14 protein-coding genes are annotated in these 21760 nt (G+C 28.1%); 8 read left to right on the forward strand and 6 right to left on the reverse strand.

The features are described 5' to 3' along the window. Positions 1–5: 5 nt before the first annotated feature. Both B3J31_RS09050 and B3J31_RS09055 read right to left on the reverse strand, forming a co-directional pair. Positions 6–1868: a S8 family serine peptidase gene (locus B3J31_RS09050; RefSeq protein WP_150845420.1), complete on the reverse strand. Its 1863-nt coding sequence runs from the start codon at positions 1866–1868 to the stop codon at positions 6–8. 3 nt (positions 1869–1871) lie between these two features. Next, entirely contained in the window at positions 1872–3734 is a 1863-nt protein-coding gene (locus B3J31_RS09055; protein ID WP_150845421.1) for a S8 family serine peptidase, read from the reverse strand. A gap of 246 nt (positions 3735–3980) precedes the next feature. Here B3J31_RS09055 and B3J31_RS09060 point away from each other — a divergent pair, with 246 nt between their 5' ends. Continuing rightward, positions 3981–4856: a tRNA 2-thiocytidine biosynthesis TtcA family protein gene (locus B3J31_RS09060; protein WP_035134780.1), complete on the forward strand. Its 876-nt coding sequence runs from the start codon at positions 3981–3983 to the stop codon at positions 4854–4856. 140 nt (positions 4857–4996) lie between these two features. Here B3J31_RS09060 and B3J31_RS09065 read toward each other — a convergent pair whose 3' ends face one another. Together B3J31_RS09065 and B3J31_RS09070 are read right to left on the reverse strand one after the other, a co-directional pair. Next, positions 4997–6979 (reverse strand): sodium-translocating pyrophosphatase, encoded by a 1983-nt coding sequence (locus B3J31_RS09065; RefSeq protein WP_150845422.1) that lies wholly within the window; start codon positions 6977–6979, stop codon positions 4997–4999. Positions 6980–7648: 669 nt separating this feature from the next. Continuing rightward, positions 7649–10849 (reverse strand): lantibiotic dehydratase, encoded by a 3201-nt coding sequence (locus B3J31_RS09070; protein WP_346873914.1) that lies wholly within the window; start codon positions 10847–10849, stop codon positions 7649–7651. A 632-nt stretch (positions 10850–11481) separates the two neighbouring features. Between B3J31_RS09070 and B3J31_RS09075 the strand changes: the two genes are divergently transcribed. The 4 genes from B3J31_RS09075 (at position 11482) to B3J31_RS09090 (ending at position 17185) form a co-directional block, all read left to right on the forward strand. Continuing rightward, positions 11482–11706 carry a hypothetical protein gene (locus tag B3J31_RS09075; RefSeq protein ID WP_147522026.1) on the forward strand — a complete coding sequence of 75 codons (225 nt, stop codon included), beginning with the start codon at positions 11482–11484 and terminating at the stop codon, positions 11704–11706. Between the two features lie 460 nt (positions 11707–12166). After that, positions 12167–13492, forward strand: coding sequence for a lanthionine synthetase C family protein (locus B3J31_RS09080; protein WP_346873915.1), 1326 nt, complete (start codon positions 12167–12169; stop codon positions 13490–13492). Positions 13493–13535: 43 nt separating this feature from the next. Beyond that, on the forward strand, positions 13536–15278 hold the full coding sequence (locus B3J31_RS09085; protein ID WP_346873916.1) for an ABC transporter ATP-binding protein: 1743 nt from the start codon (positions 13536–13538) through the stop codon (positions 15276–15278). 587 nt (positions 15279–15865) lie between these two features. Next, positions 15866–17185 carry an erythromycin esterase family protein gene (locus B3J31_RS09090; RefSeq protein WP_346873917.1) on the forward strand — a complete coding sequence of 440 codons (1320 nt, stop codon included), beginning with the start codon at positions 15866–15868 and terminating at the stop codon, positions 17183–17185. A 93-nt stretch (positions 17186–17278) separates the two neighbouring features. On the opposite strand, the gene B3J31_RS09095 is transcribed toward B3J31_RS09090, so the two are convergent. After that, positions 17279–17476: a hypothetical protein gene (locus tag B3J31_RS09095; protein WP_346873918.1), complete on the reverse strand. Its 198-nt coding sequence runs from the start codon at positions 17474–17476 to the stop codon at positions 17279–17281. 310 nt (positions 17477–17786) lie between these two features. Here B3J31_RS09095 and B3J31_RS09100 point away from each other — a divergent pair, with 310 nt between their 5' ends. From B3J31_RS09100 to B3J31_RS09110, 3 genes are all read left to right on the forward strand, one after another. Beyond that, the gene (locus tag B3J31_RS09100) at positions 17787–18497 is read left to right on the forward strand and encodes an ABC transporter ATP-binding protein (RefSeq protein WP_346873919.1); all 711 of its coding nucleotides are present in this window, start codon (positions 17787–17789) and stop codon (positions 18495–18497) included. Then, positions 18490–20079 (forward strand): hypothetical protein, encoded by a 1590-nt coding sequence (locus B3J31_RS09105; RefSeq protein ID WP_346873920.1) that lies wholly within the window; start codon positions 18490–18492, stop codon positions 20077–20079. Before B3J31_RS09100 ends, B3J31_RS09105 begins: the two co-directional genes overlap by 8 nt. Positions 20080–20188: 109 nt before the next feature. Continuing rightward, positions 20189–21328, forward strand: coding sequence for an aminotransferase class V-fold PLP-dependent enzyme (locus B3J31_RS09110; RefSeq protein ID WP_346873921.1), 1140 nt, complete (start codon positions 20189–20191; stop codon positions 21326–21328). Between the two features lie 131 nt (positions 21329–21459). Here the strand turns inward: B3J31_RS09110 and B3J31_RS09115 are convergent, their stop codons facing one another. Continuing rightward, the gene (locus tag B3J31_RS09115) at positions 21460–21759 is read right to left on the reverse strand and encodes a DUF3343 domain-containing protein (protein ID WP_346873922.1); all 300 of its coding nucleotides are present in this window, start codon (positions 21757–21759) and stop codon (positions 21460–21462) included. Position 21760: the final 1 nt, after the last annotated feature.

The following is a 21760-nucleotide window of genomic DNA, read 5'->3' on the forward strand; positions in this document are numbered from 1 at the left end:
TACATTTAAAGCAAAAACTCCTTGGTAAGGTTTAGTCTTCTAAATAAATCATAAGGGAGATATGTTTCAATATTATCATTGCAATATCTAGAGAAGCTAATATTTCCTGAAGTTATAGGTGTTGCTAACAAATCTGTGTGAGAATAGATACCTCTAATAGCATCAAAGGTTCCACGGATATCAAGAATTCCATAGCCCCAAAATTCATTAGGATATGCTTCACTAGGTCTCTTTTTTGTACCTCTAATTAGTAATGATTTTATATTTTCAGAGGATAACATATTGAAATTACCATTTGTTACCCCCCATTGATAAATTAAGGATATTGCTCCAGCCAATACTGCAGTAGCGATGCTAGAGCCGGATACAGTTGTAGTAGTATTATTTAGGGAGGTAGTTAATACATTTACACCACCACAAACTAGGTCAGGTTTAATTTTATTATTTTCTGTAAATCCAACTCCAGAATTTAAAGCTATAGCATTAGTATTTTGATTATAAAATCCAGTAGTAATAGCTAAGTTGCTAGTAGATGGAATTGTAAGAGTCGTGAAGTTGTCAGGATTTAAGAGTTCAGTTCCCGATTTAGATATAGGCTTTGGATAAATCCAAATATTATATAAGCCATTAACTATATAATCTCCATATAAGTTTAAAGTCCATATGCCAGGAGCAATATCAGGAAATTCCAAGTAAATTAATTCGTTACCAGATATGGTTTCAGGGAAGTAGTAAGTTAGAGTAGCAGTATTTTTTTCATACAAAAAATTAAGCACTGCTTTTTTTCCAAGTTTTACAGCAATCCTTGAAATTACTTGACCACTAGGGGAAGTTATGCCTAAAGAAATTTTATCGGGATAGGAACACCATATACCTAAGTGAAATTCTCCTTGATTTGGTGCTACGGAAAATTCAATAGAGGCAGTTTCTCCCGTGTTATTTATATAACCAGAGGCATGGGTTCCGGAATTACCTTGGTTACCAGTGCCTAAAGCAAAGGATACCTTATTACTAAAAGAATAGTAGTCTATAAGTTCTTCAATAACATTAGTACCATCATGAGAGCCTAGGTTACCACTAATGGGTATAAATATTACCATAGGAAGTTCATAGATATAATGCTGTTGTATAAGATAAAGTATAGCTGTAGCTATATCACAATTACGATAAACAGGAGTACCATCTTGGGAAGAATTCATAGCATCGCCTATTTTTCTCCAAGGCCTTAATTTTATAGATATAAAATCACAGTTAGGAGCAGCACCTTTAACTTCACCATAACCTCTAGCACCAATTATACCTGCACATTGAGTACCATGACCATCAGTATCAATTTCAGGAACTATGGAATATGGATCACCACCTTCAGCTTTAAGTGAAATAGCTGCATTGATTTGTTCTTGCGAATATACAGTACCATAATTGATATTAGATGGACTAGGGCCGTCATTATTTGTTTGATCCCAAATAGATAATATCCTAGAGGACCCATCTTCTCTAATAAATTCTCTATTTAAATAGTCTATGCCTGTATCAATGGTACCAACAATGACGCCTGTACCAGTTAAATCCATGGGGATACCTTCAGAAAATGGAACTATATTAGAAGTCTGTAAAGGCGATATTTGAGAAAGCATGAAGTAATTATCTGGCTCAATTATATTGATATTAGGAATAGAAGTAATTAAGTTTTCATAGCCAATTTTTACAAATATAACTGCAATATATGGGCTTAAAAATATAACTGTAGCTTGGGAAATGGTGCTAATAGGAGTAATTATATCACCAGTATAATAAACAATATAGCTATTATATTGGGATGGATCATCTATTTGCTTAGTTATTTCTCTTAAATCTGACAGATTCATAAATTATTCCTCCATATCCATGGTATCATCTATTCTTCTATATAATTCTTTAGGCATATTTATAGAAAATATAGAAGGTAGATGGCTTTTTGTTTTAATATTACACTTATTGTAATTTCTAAAAAGTGAGGTTGTTCTAAGATTTTCAAAGGAACCTTGAAGATTTAGCATGCCATAACCCCATTCAGGATTTGGATATATGTCTCCAGCTCTTCTACTAGTTCCCCTAGTTAAATAAGAAATAATAGTAGGACCATACATATTGGGATCATTTCCTAGTATAATACCCCACTCAAGCATAAGCAGAGTAGCACCACATAACACTGCTCCAGCCGCGGAACTGCCAGAAACTACAGCATTTTCATTATTTAAACCAGTAGTTAATACCATGATACCTCCTGTAGCTAAGTTTGGTTTAATTCTATTATCGGCAGTATAACCTCGACCGGAATCTACAACTACTGTATTGTTATTTTGATTATAAAAGGCAGTAGTTATAGCTTTTTTAGCATTGCCAGGAATCTCTATTGTATTATAAGGTGTAGAGCTTATAATTCTAGTAGTTGGTTCTATTAAAGGTCTTTGGGGAAGCCATACATCATATTTACCATTAATTATAAAATCGCCTTTAAGTCTTAATTGCCAAAGGCCTTCTTTAGGATTTTTAATTGCTATATATACAACTTGATTTCCAGTTGTAAATTCTGAACTTGAAAATAGAATGCTAATTGTGCTGTCTTCAACTACAGAAATAATCTCTTCAAATTCTGTAGCTTCTAATTTAGGTTGTATAGGTTGTGAAACTTCACCGCCAGGAGAAACTACAGATATAGATATTTTATCTGGTCTTTGAATCCAAAGCATGACAGATAGATTGCTTTCCTTTGGACCTACAATAAATTCTACAATATTCTGGGAATTGCTTTTAAGAAACCTTCCCTCAGAATGGGTAGCATTAGCCCCTTGATTTCCACAACTAGTTACAAAAATAAGACCTTTCCTAGAAGAAAAATAATCAATATCTTGCTCAATAGAGGTTAACCCTTCATGGCCACCCCAATTAGTTCCTGTAGATAATAAAATACTTATTGGTATTAAGGAATTAGAATCTTTATAATTCATAACAAATAACATTGCAAGAAGTATATCAAGACCTTCGTAGATAGGTATGTTTTTTCTATCATTGACACCAATTAATTTAAGATTACTGGTTTTAGCTTCTTTAAGTTTTATAACAAGGAAATCACATTCAGGAGCACTACCGGTTACTCCATCTAAGCCCTTAGCCCCAACCAAACCTGCCATATTTGTACCGTGTCCTATAACATCTCTTGAAGGAACTATATCATAAGGATTTTCACCCTTATTAAAAACTTCAATAGCGTTATTAATTTCTTCCCTAGTGTAAAAAGTACCGAAAAATGCTGTAGGAATATCAGTTGTTTTATTACTTTCAATGGTTTGATCCCATATACCGATAATTCTTGTGGTTCCATCATCATTTTGAAATTGAGGGTTTAAATAGTCTATACCTGTGTCTATAATTGCAGCTATGGTATTTTTACCTTTAAGATTCAAGAAGGTGTCTCCATGGAAGGGAGCTATAGAAGAAGACTGTATTGGTTCTATAGATGACAAAGTGTAGGGATAGCTAACATCTACTCTAAATATTTCTCTGAATTCACCAACTAAATTATGATACTCTTGAGTTAGAACAGAAACATAGTATATTGTATCAGATATCTTGTAAGCATAAGCATAAGCTACATCTTTTAGAATATTAACAAGATCTTTTGTAGACAAAACGAATAGAGTCACATACTCTTCACTTAGATAGGCATCTTTAAATGAACTTACATTATCCATAAAAAAACTTACATCTCCAGAAAATGTTTATCTATTTATAGTATTCTATAGTTCTTAAAGTAGTTACAGTTAGTATACCTTATCACTATAATTTTTAATTGATCTATGGAGGTAAGAATAAGTGGTGGTATGACAAAAATTTATAAAGGTGCTATAATATCAAAGTAAGTTTATAGTGTAAAGATGTAAACTTAATATTAGAAATATATAAAGTCCATATATTAAAAAATATACGAGGTGAAATAAATGAGTGGTGTAGCAGGAGAAGGTTGTGAAATACTAGTCCCTTTTAATGAAAGAAAGCCATTAGAAGAAATAGAAAGAAGTTTAATTAAAAAATATAGAAAATCAGTATGGTCTAAGTTTATTAAGGCTATTAGAGAATACAACCTAGTAGAAGAAGGAGATAAGATAGCTGTTGGAATATCTGGAGGTAAGGATAGTATAATAATGGCTAAATTATTCCAAGAGTTAAAACGTCACGGTCAAGTAAATTTCGAATTAGAATTTATTGCTATGGATCCAGGATATCATCCACAGATTAAAGAGCTTTTATTGGATAATTGTAATTATTTAAATATACCAATACATACCTTTGATTCAAAAATATTTGACATTATAGATGAGATAGCAAAGGATTATCCTTGCTATATGTGCGCAAGGATGAGAAGGGGTGCATTATATTCTGAAGCTGAAAGACTTGGATGCAATAAGCTAGCATTAGGACATCACTTTAATGATGTTATTGAAACTACAATGCTTAATGTGCTTTATGGAGGAACCTTTAAAACTATGCTTCCCAAACTTAAAGCAACTAACTTTAAAGGATTAGAGCTTATACGTCCTCTTTATTATGTTGAGGAAAGCTACATAGAAAACTTCATACAAAGCAGTGGTATATGGCCTCTTAACTGTGCATGCATGGTAGCAGCAAAGAAGATTGGTAACAAGAGACATGAAATAAAGGATATGATAAAAGAAATGAAAAAGAATTTTAAAGATGTGGATAAGTCTATATTTAAGGCTGCTGAAAATGTAAATATGGATGCAATTTTAGGTTGGCAAAAGGATGGACAAAAACATTCTTTCTTAGAAGAATATGATGGAGAATTTTTAGATTAAAAATTAAGGTGATTAATTGATTTACTAAAAGATTACATAGTAATTACATGTGAGATAAATACTATATAAAAGGAAACCTCTTATTTTAGAATTACAATTCTAGAATAAGAGGTTTAATATTTTAACTTATAATTAGATTTCTATAAAAGTCCACCTATTGAAACAAATAGTGAAGCAAAAACTAAAGAAACAATTGTCATAAGTTTTATTAATATGTTGATTGATGGACCTGATGTATCCTTGAATGGATCTCCAACAGTATCTCCAACAACAGCAGCTTTATGAGCATCGCTACCTTTACCACCGTGAGTACCTTCTTCAATATATTTCTTAGCGTTATCCCATGCACCACCAGAGTTAGACATGAAGATAGCAAGCATAACTCCAGAAACAAGAGCTCCTACTAGAAGTCCACCTAAAGCTTCTGTACCAAGTAATATACCAATTACTAGTGGCATAGCTACAGCCATAACTCCAGGAAGCATCATTTCTTTTAATGCTGCAGCTGTTGAAATTTCAACACATCTTTTGTAATCAGGTTTTCCTGTACCTTCTAAGATACCAGGAATGTTTTTAAATTGATTACGAACTTCAACAATCATTTTGTTAGCAGTTTTACCAACTGATTGCATTGTAAATGCTGAGAATAAGAATGGAAGCATACCTCCAATTAATAAACCAACAATTACTTTAGGATTTAGACAGTCTATAGTAGTTAATCCAACAGCTTGAGAGTAAGAAGCAAATAATGCTAATGCAGTAAGAGCTGCAGAACCAATAGCAAATCCTTTACCCATAGCAGCTGTAGTGTTACCTACAGAGTCTAATTTATCTGTAATCTTACGAACTGATGAATCAAGTCCTGCCATTTCTGCAATACCACCAGCATTGTCAGCAATTGGACCGTAAGCATCAACTGCAACAGTAATACCAGTAGTTGAAAGCATTCCAACGGCTGCAAGAGCAATACCGTATAATCCAGAGAATGAATAAGCAACTAGTATAGCAATAGCAATTAATATTATAGGAAAAGCTGTAGATTCCATTCCAACAGCAAGTCCAGATATTATTGTTGTTGCAGAACCAGTTTCAGATTGTTCAGCAATTTTCTTTACTGATTTATAATCACTTGAAGTGTATACTTCTGTTAACTTACCAATTAATAAACCAACTATAATTCCAGAAATTATTGCGAAGAATGGTAAGAAATCTCCAAAGAATTTTTTACTAAGTATAGCAGAAGATATAACAACTAATATACTAGCTAAGTAAGTTCCGCTATTTAAAGCTTTATGTGGATTTTGGCTTTTACTTTTATTTACAAGCACAATACCTATTATAGAACAGAAAATTCCAGTTGCAGATATTATAAGTGGGAAAATAGCTCCATCTAATCCAAAAGCAACTACGCCTAGAGTAATAGCAGATATGATAGAACCAACATATGATTCAAATAAGTCTGCACCCATACCAGCAACATCACCAACATTATCACCAACGTTATCAGCAATTACTGCTGGGTTACGTGGGTCATCTTCAGGTATACCAGCTTCAACCTTACCAACAAGGTCAGCTCCAACGTCAGCAGCCTTAGTATATATTCCTCCACCAACACGTCCAAAAAGAGCTAGAGTAGAAGCTCCTAAACTAAATCCAGTAAGTACTTCTATATTATTTGTAAAAAAGTAAACTACACTTACGCCTAGAAGTCCAAGACCTACAACACACAGACCCATAACAGCTCCACCAGAGAACGCAATTGAAAGTGCTTTACTCATACCAGATGTTCTAGCACCTTCAGCAGTTCTTACATTAGCTTTAGTAGCTGTATGCATACCAACATAACCTGCTAGAGTTGAGAATAATGCTCCAACTAAGAAGCAAACAGCTGTAACCCAGCTACCTATTCCTACACCAATTAATACAAAAATAATTGCACAGAAAATAATTAATACTCTGTACTCTGCCTTTAAGAAAGCAGCAGCACCTTCACTTATAGCTGAAGCGATTTCTTTCATTTTATCTGTACCTTCACTACTTTTATTAATTTTTGATAGTAGTAAAAAGGCAGAGATTAAAGCAAGCAATCCAGCAACTATACAAACATAGATAAGATTGTTCATAATAAAGTCCCCCTATATATTCTTATTTAATTTTATTTAACAATTGAAGTGAAGGGTTTAACCTAGACTTCAATTGGATTTGTCCTATGTATTAACCTTGTATATGATACAAAAAATATTATAATATATCAAGCAGAAAAATTAGCCATTTTAAATTAAAATGCTAATAAATATGTATTTAAATACAGTTTAAATCTTATTAGTACTAATAAATGTTATCATCATAATAATTTTATGTCAAATATAAGTTGAATTTTATTTAAATATCTTTGAATATATTAAAAGAAAATATAGAATTATTTTAATATACTAAATTGTGATACATTTTATATGTAGAAAGAAAGTATTAATGCCACCTTATAAATGTCAATTATGATTAATAATTATGGTTAATTTATATAAAAAGGACACCTTAAATTTTACTTAGGTAAAATGGAGGGATTTTACGCTTGTAATAAGTATGAAAGATGTATAAATAATTATTTAAAATAAAAGGAAATTAAATACGCAATTAGTGAATGTATTAATATAATTTATGTTAAATGTATTTTCGGTAATACAGGCTTGAATTAATTTAAGGAACTTATATATAAATTGCATAGATTCAAGTATAAAGTATAAAACATCTAATTATACACAAAGTATAAGATTAGATGTTTTATTTATAGTTTATTTTAAATTATTTTGTTTATCTTTCCAAAATTGTAATGATTGTAGACAATGCCTTGTTAAACACATTACTTTATTTTCAAACTCAAGATTACCATTTAATCTATTGCAAAACATATGAATAATACTTAGCACTATATCCAATTTACTATTAGTTAAGTTACCAGAGTTATCAACAGAGTTCATTTTTTCAGCAAAAGAATTTAAACTTTTTTTTCTTAATTCTAGTAATTTTATAATAAGAGAACGATCAGTAAATTCATCTCTAAATGGTAAAGTAATATTAAAATCTGATATTTGTAAATAAAGGTTTCTTTTTTGATTAAACAAGTCTCTATATTCATTTTTATCATATAAAGTTATGAATATATCTTTCTGAGTATAATAGTCTAGACCTAATTCATTTAATATACTGAGTATACCTATAACGGCAATTTCTTCTAATTCTAGATTTAAAGCATTAGTTCTTATGAGTTTTATAATATTAGAAACAAATATGCTATCATCACAAAATATATTTTCAGCATAATCTATTAGTTGATTACCTCCGTAGCGTTCTATTTCTCTAAAATAAGAATCAAAGTCTATTGAAGATATTATTTGTTTATTAATCAATTCGTTAAACCATATATTTAATTTATCTAATAAATCATTTTTTTTATGCGATTTATTTAATTTTAATCTAAGGCGTAAGCTTCCACCTTTGTCACTATATCTTAAGAAAAAGAATTTTTCGATCTCATTATTGCTTTTTAATGTTTCACAGAAAGGTAATAATTCAAATCCTATAAATTCATTTGTTCTATCTCCTAATCCGTATAGTTTAATATATACCCATTCACTACCTGGTAGAAAACATCTATCACGACTAAATGTCGGAGTATTAGCTCTATTGTTTATATAGTTAGAACTTGTAGAATAGTTTAAAAATGTTTTATGGCTAGGTTGTGAATTTTTATTTAATACTAAAGGAATTATAAATTCAGAAAAGTATTTTCCATCACTTCCTTGTGCAATTAGATTATTTTCCATTTCTAAGGTTTCAGTAACTATAATTTCTTTAGCATCCTTCTTTAATACTTCAAATAATATATCTAGATGTTCTACGACATCTAAATTTAATAATAATCGATTATCTGAATATGAACTTTCTTTCATAAATATATATTGAGGGATCTTATTATTAGAAATCCATTCGTTTATTTTAGTATGAAAGTTATGTTTATCTACACTTTTATAATCAAGATTTAATGCATTTAGAGAAAGTTTCCATTGTTCTGGAAGCAATACTATATTTTTGTATGATATCCTAGGTATATAATTAAGCTCTAAGAAATCATCATCTAATAAAAATGAAAATAATTGTTTTGAAGAACAATCTGATATTTCAATTAAGAACTTGGTGATGTCACTACAGAATATCGGATTAATCATACTTTCGGATTTGAATTTTATTTTTTTATTCATTGTTTTAGATTTAACAAAAAATCTATCATTATCTATACCTACATATAAATCTGATAACGCTATTGATTTTATATCATTAGAATTATTGGTAGAAAGATTAATTTCATATTTTCTATTTGAAGATACAGTAGTTACATTTCCATGTCTCCCATACATTGGAGTTTCATTAATTGTTACTAGTATTTCATTATCATTTAAGTCTGATTCCATTTCATTTAACTTTTTTAAATGATGAATACTATCATCTAGTAACTCTGAAAATCTTCCAAAGCTTTTTCCAGCTCCATTAGAACCTATTGTGGGACCTAAACATATTAAAAAATCTCCGTTATCAATGTCTGAACAAGAGTTAGCAATTATGTTTGCATATATTTCCATAGATGATGGAATAGGTGTAAATCTATTTAATTCATACTTATCTAATATAGTCTCAAGTTCTAAAGCTTCAATTTTTACTTCATTTATATTTTTCTTTAAGGCGTCTATAATCTTATCATACAAATACTTATTTATAGACTTCCTTTTTCCAACGGAGATATAATAACGGGAATCATGTATATTTTCAATGTTTGCATATTTGTCATAAAAACCTAGACCTATATTAGAATCCATAAGCTCCAGTAATGGAACCTCTCTATATATTCCATACTTCTCTTCAAAAGACTGCTTATAAGCCATGAGACTTTTTTTGCTAGAATCTTCACTAATTAAGTAGAATAAAGATACAAATTCCTCTATTGACTGCTTAATTTTTTTATTAAGCTTAACATCATTTTTAGAAACTGATTTCATATCAACTTGAACATAGTCTTTAGTTTCAATAATTAACTTCATTTTAGTTATTAATTCATTATAGATATCTTCCCCTTGTCCAACACTTGTTTTATTATATTTTTCAATAAGAGCCTTAATTTCTATAAGTTTAAAATATATATTAGGGTTAAATTTAAGTTTACTTAAAATATCAAGAATATAATTTAGGGGATTAGTATTCACTATAGGAGGTCTTAGTTCGGATATGAGATATTCATTTTCTAATAATTGATATATAAAATTTTTTATTGTGCTATCTTCCACATCTTTATTTAAGTCTTTTAAATGATTGAATAAATCTATAAACTTCATAGGATTTTCACATAAACTCATTGAATATTTCACCATATTTGAATTCGTAATAGAACTAGTTTGGGATCTTGTTTTTTTGTCTGTGACATAATCCCCCATATTGCTAATGTATGGTATTTTAAGTCTGGAACCTGTTTCATAAACTATATTATTTTTAGTTAATTTTAATTCTTGCATTATTGACTCATCTTTTTCTATCATTTTAATGACTTTATAACACCATTCCATATCTATTCTAGTACTTTTAATAAAATTTTCTTGTTGACTTAATTTAATATCAGAGGAATCATCAAAAAAACCCACATTAATTCCTGAAAAAAGACCATATGGAGTAGTTCTTGTACTCATCCTTATTAAATATTTGATAAAAGAATCTACGATTTTACTGTTGCATTTATAGTCAATGCATATGTTTGAATTTTTCATTGATTCATAGAGTGACAAGCTAGATACGTTAATAGCTTCAATAATAATTTCATTACTAAAAAGATTATTTAATTCATTATAATTTAATTCATTAATTCTGAATAAATTTTTATATAAGTCTATTGGATATAACGGTGTTCTCATCATAAAAAAGTCTGCAGCTTTAAATAATTCTAAATTCATGTTTTCAGCTTCTTTCTATATTTATATTGAATTTTATATATAAATGAATCTCATGTATGAAATTTATATATGAATAGTTAAAATTACAGAAAATTAGTGATTAATTTAAATATATTTAAGAAATATAGAGAATTATAAATAGTTAAACAACATTATATATTAAAAAAAAAAAATTGTAAATAATCGTATTACAAAATTTTATTTGTAAAATTTCAAATAATTGTATTTACATTTATGGAAATTATATATATAATGCAACTTATAGAAGATAACTAACAGTTAATGAAGTGTGTTAAGAAATTGTGTTTAAGAATATAGAGTATTATTTATAAAGTAGTAGTATTAATAAAATTAAAGTAATATATTAATTTAATTCTATTGTTAATAAGGTGATTATGGACAAGCTAATGCATAAGGGTATTAAGATATTAAGTGTATTGATAGGTGGTAAAGATTATATGGATATATTAACTAAGTAATTATCTTAATAATATACAGAATATTAATAATAAATAGATTAATAATAAATTTCTGATTATATTAATTATTTTAACTGTATCCTTACTTTGTTTTGTTGGACTGTATCACAAAAGAAAGGTTTACATAATTATTTATTGAAAGGAGGTGATTAAATGAATAATAATAGTTTCAGTTTAGATTTACAAAAGAATGAAGGAATTGGGAGTAATGCTTTAACTCCAACTCAAGATTCCGGTGGGGGAAGTGCAGGTAGCGGTATATCTATAACTTCATTTTGCTGGCCTACTGGTCCATGTCCTACTAATAGTGGTTGTTCTTCACCCACAACTCAATCTATAACTAAAAATAGCATATTTGTGAAATGTGGGCAATTTTAAAAGAAAAACTAAAAAAGAGATTCATATATATGAATCTCTTTTCAATATTAAATTAGAATAATGCGTTTAAGATTTAGTATTGTTCTAACAGTATATATACTGTTAGTTGAGTATTTTAAGTTATTAAAAAATAAGTAATATATAGATATTAAGTTTATAGGTATACTTGTAAAGATTTTTAATCAAAAGTATTTAAAATAACACTTAAAAGAACTGAAATTAGCGTATTATAAGATTTATAGGTGAAAAGGTACATAATAATATTTTTAAGCAAGAATAAGAGTTTGGATATAAATTATTATTAAATTTCAAATTAAATAAATATACTATGCATGAAAATGTACATATTTTAGAGCCCTAAAAATAATGAGTTGCTTTTAAAAATTATAGTCAATACCTAAACTGGTAAATACTTTAGTGTTTATTATAAATGATAAATTTTGAAACAGGAGGTGAGATCATGAATTATATTAAATCTGTATTATATAATAAAAATGAATATGATAAGAAAATATTAGATATAATTAATTTCATAATAACCAAATTAATGGGTGAGTTAGAATCTAACTCAAGTTTGACTTTTAAAGATAAGTATATTAACTTATTTAATTATTCTGCAATATGTTTATTATTAGCAGAAAGTAAAGATGTATTAGACGAAGACATTGATTGGGATGGCCTAGTTCTTAATAACATGAAGAAAGTAAAAAATATACTTGATGAAATGGGATATTATACACCGCCTTGCAACTTTGAAGGGAATTCCGATGTAGCTTTTAGTATATATGCACTAGCTAAAAAAACTACATACTATGATGTTTTTTTAGAAGGATTAAATAATTTGATTCTAGAACAAACTAAAATAAAATTGAAAAGTTTAAAACAGAATAATAAAGAAATATTATTGGAAGACTACGATTTAATTAGTGGATTGGCTGGAATATGTTTATATTTAATACAATTTAAATCACATAAACATATAAGAAAAACTATTATTGAGATCATAGAATGGCTAATTTTGCTTATGGATGAAGTAAATGTAGATGGATATAATGTACCTATGTTTTATATAAAATCAGAAAATCAACATTACCCTAACAAAGATTTTTTTCCAAATGGTAGTTTGAACTTTAGTTTATCACATGGAATATCTGGTGTATTGGCTACTTTATCAATTTGCCTAAAGGAAGAAATTGAAGTTCAAGGACAAAGACAATGCATGAAAAAGATACTAGATTTATTAAAAAATACTATGTATATTGAAAATAAAAAATATTGTTGGCCTGGAATATTAGATTTGAAAGATTATGTTAATCATGATTATAGAAGGTTTAGCAATGGAGCCAGTTGGTGTTATGGAACTCCTGGTATTGCAAGAGCGATATTTCTAGCAGCTAATGAATTAGGGGATAATGAAGGAAAAGATTTAGCTACTCAAGTTATGATTAATATATGCAATATGAATTATAAGCAATTAAATTTAGGTTCACCTATAGTATGCCACGGATATGCTGGATTGTTAGCATGTATTTATACAATGTATTTAGATACGAAAAATAAAATATTTAAAGATGCTATATTTAAATATTCTAATACTATTGTTAGTTATTTTAATACGAATAATAAATATGGATTTCAAGATATTATTATTGATAAATACAATAATAATATAATTAAAGAAGATAAAGTTAACTTTTTAGAAGGAAATGTAGGAATAGCATTAGCTTTATTAGTAACTTACAAATGGGACAAACCTATCTGGTTAAGACATATGGGATTAATTTAGATAAATAGTAAGTTTATAATAATTAGAAGACTGGGGAGTAATTATGAATGATATAAGGATATCTAAAAAAGATATTATTTATTCAAAAAATAATGAGAAAAGAAAGGTTAAACAAGAATCATTTAGTACTATAAGGTGGTTATTAATGGAGTCAATACCTATAATTCCATATCAAATTACAATAATCATAATTAATAGTTTTGTATCAATTACTGGAATATATACAGCTTTATTATCAAAATCGCTTATTGATTACGCCATAAATAAGGATAGAGAAAATATGTGGTTATGCCTTATAATATTTTCAATTATTACATTTATAAAAGTGTTTTTAACTCCATTAATTTCAATCATTACAGCGAAGTCTTCCCTAAAATTTAAAAATTTATTACAAAATAAAATGTTTAAACATATTTGTTATAGTAAATATGGAAGTATAATGAAATATCATAGTATGAATTTATTGACAAGAATAACATCAGATATAAATATTATATCTTCAATTATTTTAGAGACTATCCCTAATTTAATTTCATTAATTATAACATTTGTTATTTCATTATTAGTATTAATAAGGTTGTCTTTTCAAATAGGTATTATTGCATTAATTTCTGCACCATTACTATTTATAATTAATTCCAAGATAAGTATTAAGTTAAAAGAAGTTTATAAAGAAATTCAAAATGAAGAAGTAAAGTATAATTCATTTATTCAGGAAACATTAAAAAATATACTTGTAGTAAAGTCATTTTGCAAAGAAAAGGTAAGTATTAGTAAACTTAAAATTATACAAGAAAATAAATTAAGTTTATATATAAAGAATGTTAAAATAAGTTCTTTGTCAGGACTTTCTATAAACTTTTATTCAACATTTATTTATTTTATAGTATTTAGTTGGGGAGTAATTAATATTTGTAGTGGAAAAACTACTTATGGTACACTCACTGCAATACTTCAGCTTTATAGTAATGTTCAGTACCCTATATCATCAATTGCAGAAATAATTCCACAATTTGCACAATGCAAAGCAGCTGTAGAAAGGATTAGAGAGATTGAGAATATATCAATTGAAGATAAAAATGTACATGTTAAAGAAGAAGTTTCTTCAGACTCAGTTATAGAATTAAAAAATGTAACATTTAATTACAATGATGATAAAGCTAAGATATTAGATGGGGTTAATTTAAGTATAAATCATGGAGAAATAATAGCGCTAGTAGGACCATCAGGGTCTGGAAAGACAACTTTAGCTAAATTAATGCTTTCACTGTTAGAATGTAGTGAAGGTGAAGTAATTGTAAGTATACCAACAAATATAAATATGAATGAAAGTATAAAGACTAATTATAGAGAATTAATCTCCTATATTCCTCAAGGAAACACTCTTTTTTCAGGAACTATAGAAGAAAATATAAGATATGGCAATAGTGATGCAACTTTTGATGAATTAAAAGAGGCGGCTATTCAGAGTTGTGCACTAGAATTTATTGATAAGTTAGACAATGGATTTGATACTTTGATTGGAGAGAATGGGATAGGTATTTCTGAAGGACAAGCACAAAGAATAGCTATTGCTAGAGCATTGATAAGAAAACGGCCTATACTTTTATTGGATGAAGTTACGTCATCTTTAGATGAGGCTACAGAATGTAAAATTGTTTCTTACTTAAGTCAATTATCCTATAAACCTACATGTATAATAATAACTCATAGACCGGCAGCTCTTTCAATATGTGACAGTATTTATAAATTAGAAGGTGGACAAATTGTTAAAGTTAATTATTAAAGGAGAATAAGTGAAATACAAATAATTACAGTAGTAGCTGGTAAAGGAGGTTTAGAAGAAGCTTTAGCATATACTAAATTTGCTGTAAGGAGAACAGAAGAAATAAAAAATATGATAGAATGAATGAAAGAAATGATACGATTATGTTATGGACTCATAATATACTTGTTACTTACAATGATGAGGAGTATATATATGGGAAAAAGACTTAGTGATAAATATGAAGAGGCGTATTACTCTATAAGATTTGAATTTTCAGGGGAATAAATTACTTCACATAGTGAAAGCTTTAGAATTTCATATAGATAATAATTACTCAAATTAATTATGCTATTCTTTTGATATAACCTAGATACCTATTTCATTTTTAGATTTAAAATCTGTTTCTTCAAACAATGTTAAATCTAAATTTTTATGTAACAGACAGTATATTCATTTATTTGAAGAAAATTATTTAGGCGGTGAAGTATAACATTCTCTTATGCATTCACCTTGATATTTATTCGATGGGTCAATATATATAAGTGAAACAACAGAATCTAAGAATATATACTAAAATAAAAAAGATTAATGGGGTGTTAATTAATATGAAAAAGAAAATAAGATTTATATCAATAGTTATATTATCTATATTAATTCTGTCAGCATGTTCAAAGAGCGGTGATGAAAAAAGTATAGAAGCATTAAAAGCAAGTATAATACCTATAAATACAGTTGAATATGGTAATGGCTTTGAGGATTTAATGCCACTTAAGAATATATTAAAAGATAAGAAGATAGTTGCCATGGGGGAAGCAACCCATGGAACTAGTGAATTTTTTAAGATGAAGCATAGATTCTTTGAATTTTTAGTAGAAGAAATGGGATATAGAGTCTTTGCGATGGAATGTGATGGAGGAGCTGGACAAGTTATAAATGAATATATATTAAATGGAAAAGGTAACTTAAATGACTGTTTAGAAGCTGTTAAATATGATGTTTTTACAACTGAAGAAGTAAAAAGCATGATAAAGTGGATGAAGGAATATAATGATGATCCATCTCATAAAGAAAAGATTAAATTTTATGGGATGGATAATGTCAATATAGTAGATACACTTCCTAAACTTAGTTATTATTTAGAAAAACTTGATAAAGAGCTACAGACTAAAATAGAAGAAGATACTCTAAACACAATATACAGAAATGATATTAAAGCTATTACGAATGAACAACTTGATAGTATACTATTAAATATAAATGAAATTAAGAAAGATATGGAGAATTCAAAAGAAAAGTACTTTAATAACAACTTACAGAATGAGTATGAGTTAGCTATATGGAATCTGAACCTCGTATCACAATGTGCAGAATATTATATAGAAGTTAATAAAAGTGTAGATCAAATGGTTCAATCAGTTGCAGCAATGAATTTACGAGATAAATATATGGCTGCAAATGTTAAATGGATACAAGAGCATGAAGGTAAATTAGGAAATGATAAAGTTATGTTATGGGCACACAATATACATGTATCATCTATGGACGACATTTATAAATATATGGGTAAAAATTTAAAGGAAATGTATGGAGATGAATATTATTCTATAGGCTTTGAATTTTCTAGGGGAAGCTTTAATGCAAGTGATATGTCTACTGGGACTATGACAAGATTTGATACAGATAATAATACTCCTGAATATTTAGCATACAAATTTGATAGAACTGAGATACCTATATCATTTTTAGATTTCAATTCAGCTTCTAAAAATAAAGAGGTATCAAAAATACTATCAAAGAATCAAACTTTTAGTCTTATTACTGCATTTTATGATGAGAGTATTCAAAAAAGCTTTCAATATATACCTAAAAATTTGTTTGATGGATTAATATATATAAAAGAGACTACACCTTCCAAAATACAATAGGCCATTAACTTTATAACTACTTAATTTTATATGATATATATAATTTAATGGATAGTATAAATATTTAAGAATATATAACACCAATTTATATGACTATTTATAAATTGGTGTTATTATACTATTTATAAATATTGAAGAAATGTTATTACTTATTAGGAAATTATCTCTAGTAGTTAATAAATTAAAGTAAGGTAATTTTTTTTGTTGATCAGATAACTCATATTCCTCTTCATCATCTTCTGTTGAAAAACTAGATTTCATAAAGTTTCGAAATTTCTCAATATTTTTCATTTAATACAACTCCTTAAAAAGTAAAATAATATGTTCATAAATGATCTTAGTTTTGATTTATTCTTGACTCTAAGTTATTACTTAGAATTAAGAATAACCTTATTCTATTATTTCATAATAAGCTGCAATTTTAAATAGATAATTTGTAAAATATGTGATTTAATAGTTAATAGGATATATGAAAAAAGTTTCCTATATAAATATTTATATAGGAAACTAGTTTAATATTTATAAATATAACTATTTAAATAGTTAAATAGTTAAATAGTTGTTCTGCCCATGCGGGTTTGAGAAGATTAGGGGGAGAAAAGTGGAGTTAATATTAAAGGATATACAAAAAAGTTTTGAAAATAAAGTGGTGTTAAAAGGAGCATCTTTTACCTTTGAAAAAGGAAAGATATATGGCCTATTAGGAAGAAATGGTGCAGGTAAAACTACTTTATTTAATTGTATAAGTGGAGAGCTAAGCAAAGATTCAGGGGAAGTCATCTTAGAGAATGGATTGGGTAATGAAGGAGAGTTAGATTATTCTAATATAGGATTTGTTTTTGCAGATCCAGTACTACCGGAATTTTTAACTGGATATGAGTTTATTAAGTTTTATATTGATATAAATAAGAATAAAATTAAAGATTTAAAAACAATAGAAGAATATTTAGACATTATCAAAATAGCTAAAGAAGATAGTCATAGATTAATAAAAGGCTATTCTCATGGAATGAAAAATAAGATTCAAATGTTATGCTTTTTAATATCAAGACCACCAGTAATTTTATTAGATGAACCATTAAGTTCTTTTGATGTAATTGTGGCACTAGAAATTAAAAATTTATTAAAGGAAATAAAGAGTGAGCATATAATTATATTTTCAACCCATATATTACAACTTGCCATGGATTTATGTGATGAAATTGTAGTTCTTAATCATGGAATATTAGAGCAAGTTCCAAGTGAACTTATAAAAAATGGAAAGTTTGAGGAAAGTATCATGGAAATCTTAAAGGAGGACAATTATGATTAGAACTTTTACTAATACATACAAATTCTCCTTTGTACAAGGTGCAAATACATTCATATATTTCATCAAGAGGATTCCGCTAATAGGTAAAAAAGTTCCAGAGAGTCTTTATAGTAAAACAAAGGCTAAAATAACCCTTGGAATTATATTTGAAATAATGTCTTTTTTATTTGGTTTTATTAAAAAGGCTATTTATGTAGGTGTGATGATAGCACTTCCTGCTCTTTATCTCTCAAAGAAAGGCGGAAATATACAGGAAGCAGCTCTTCAAATATTTTTTATTTTAAGCTTTATTCTAGGACCCATTATAAATACTACTTTAATGCCACGAGATGAAAAACCTTTCAACATGATAAGATTAATGAGGTCGGATGCTAAAAAGTACTTTATAAGTGAAATGGTTTATACCAGAATTTTAGCTTTTATACATTTTACGCCTGTGATGATGCTGCTATTTTCTCCAGTAAAGGGATTAATTTTGACCTTTGAGTTTATACTCATTAGATTCATATGGGAGTTTATACATTTATTTGTATTTAGTAGATTTAACAAGATGATATCAAATATGGATATATTTATTGGGACATTGGTGATTATTTGTCCTTTACTAGCTTATGTTCCTTTATTTTTTCATGTTAATATAGGACTTCATAGGTGGATATATGATTACAGGATTATTATACTATTATTTTTATTGTCAGTTTTATCTCTTAGATATATCTTTAAATACAAAAGATTTAAGGATATTGGTAAAATTATATGCACTAAGGATAATGTTTTAGAGAAACAAAAATTAGTAAAAGATGTTCAGTTTAAAGATGTAGAAATAAATGAGAAGAAGATAAAAGTAGAAGACTTGAATTCCAATATCTATGAAAATAAGCAAGGCTATGAATATCTTAATGCTATATTTTTCAAAAGGTACAAAAAACTTTTATCAAAGTCTTCAAAATATATAATTATAGGAAGTCTTATAGTAACAATGGTTGCCATTGGATTTATATTGTGGAAACCAAGTGGTAAGGTGGGGATTATAGATTTTTTCAAGAATAAAACTTCTAGTTGGATATTTGTAATGTACTTTTTATCTACTACAGAAAGAATTTGTAAGGCTATGTTTTTTAATTGTGATATAAGCTTACTTAGATATGGGTACTATAGACAAAGAGAAGCTATGTTTTCTAATTTTAAATCTAGGTTAAAAAGGGTAGTTGTCTTTAATATTCTTCCTGCTTTAGTAATTTGCTGCTGTATAATTTTCATAGTAATAGCATCTGGAGATCTTAAGGCAATATTAGAATTAAGTTATTTATTTTTAAGTATAATAGCCTTGGCTTGCTTTTTTTCCATACATCATTTAGCGGTATATTATATAATTCAGCCATATACTGCTAACTTAGAGGTCAAAAGTCCACTATTCAGAGGAATTAACACAGTAATGTATGTAGTTTGTTATATGTGTTCAGGAATTGATAGCTCTTCCTATATATTTAGTTTAGGAGTAATCATATTCACTGTAATATATATGATTATAGCATTAATATTAGTTTATAAATTAGCACCTAAGACATTTAAACTTAAATAGATAACAAGTGGAAGTCTAGTTCATGTGATTAGTTGACTATAAGGTTAAAAGAAAATACAATTAAGGGAGTATATGATATATATTTATATAAATAGGAGATGTTTTAACTATGATATACTTTGACAATGGAAGTACTTCCTTCCCTAAGGCTCCTAATGTTGGGAAAGCTATGGTAGAGATGATAGAAAAGGGTGCCTTTAATATTAATCGTGGAGGATATGAGGGAGCTTATAACTTAGAAGGTATAGTTTATGATACTAGGGAACTAATCTCCGAACTATTTAAGTTTCCTAAGTCTAGTAATGTTATTTTTACTCCAAGTATTACATACTCATTAAATTTTTTTATAAAAGGATACCTTAAGCCAGGAGATCATGTCATTGTAAGCAGTATGGAACATAATGCGGTTATGAGACCCTTAGTTCAAATGGAAAAGGTAGGGGTTGAATTTGATATTGCAGAAGGGGATAGGGAAGGTAATGTTACAGTAGAGGCTTTTGAAGCACTAATAAAGGAAAATACAAAGGCTATTATTACAATTCATGGATCTAATGTATGTGGTACAATTATCCCAATAGAAAAAATTGGACAACTATGTAAAAAAAATAATATTGTATTTGTAGTAGATGCAGCTCAGACTGCAGGAGTTTTAGATATAGATATGGAAGGCTATAATATTGATTTTTTAGCATTTACAGGACATAAGAGTTTATTAGGACCTCAAGGTATAGGTGGATTTATTGTGAGGGATGAGTTAGCTAGCAAGATTTCACCTGTCATTGCTGGAGGAACAGGTAGCATTTCGGATTCTGAAGAACCACCAATGTTCTTACCAGATAGATTTGAATGTGGTACATTAAATTTGCCAGGTATCATAGGATTGTATACGGCACTAAAATATATTAAATCTGTAGGAACTGATAGGATTAAAGAAAAAGAACTTAGCTTAACAGATTATTTTATAGAAGAAGTTAAGAAATTTAATAATATAGGGATTATAGGGAAAAAAACCATGGAAAATCGATTAGGAATCGTATCCTTAGATTTTAAAGCTATGGATAATGCCCAAGTTGCCTTTTTACTAGATAGCTTATATGGCATCTCAACTAGAGTTGGATTACATTGTGCACCACGTGCACACAAGACGCTGGGAACTTATCCTCAAGGCACAGTTAGATTTTCCTTTAGTCATAAAAATACTAAAGATGAGATTGATGCATGTATCAATGCATTGAGAAACATAGTATAGCAGAGAAAATTTATTTTATATAAGATAAAGGGCTTTAGCAAAATATATCACTAATTTTATATAAAAATATAAAATGTTGCCCATGTACTTATATTATTAAGTACATGGGCAATATTTATTTAAAAAGCTCTCTAACAAAATTTATCCCTTAAGGGATTTGATATTTTAGGAAGAGCTACAATATCGATAATATCAATATTTTCTGATTTTACACACTGATTTACTACATCAATAGCTTCCTTTGGTATCAACAGTGAAATTCCGCAGCAGGAGCTTGCCCTTCTAGGTGTAGGTACAATAGTAGCCTTAATTTGTGCCTTTTTTAAGCTACGATATAAATGTAATCCATTATTATGATTTGGAAATAGTACATAATATTCCATAGCTGCTGTCGCCTCATTTGGGGATTTATTTAATGAATCGCAAGTCATA

Origin of the sequence: Clostridium sp. UBA5988, from assembly GCF_002435615.1 — a bacterium.
Taxonomy (GTDB): domain Bacteria; phylum Bacillota; class Clostridia; order Clostridiales; family Clostridiaceae; genus Clostridium_J; species Clostridium_J sulfidigenes.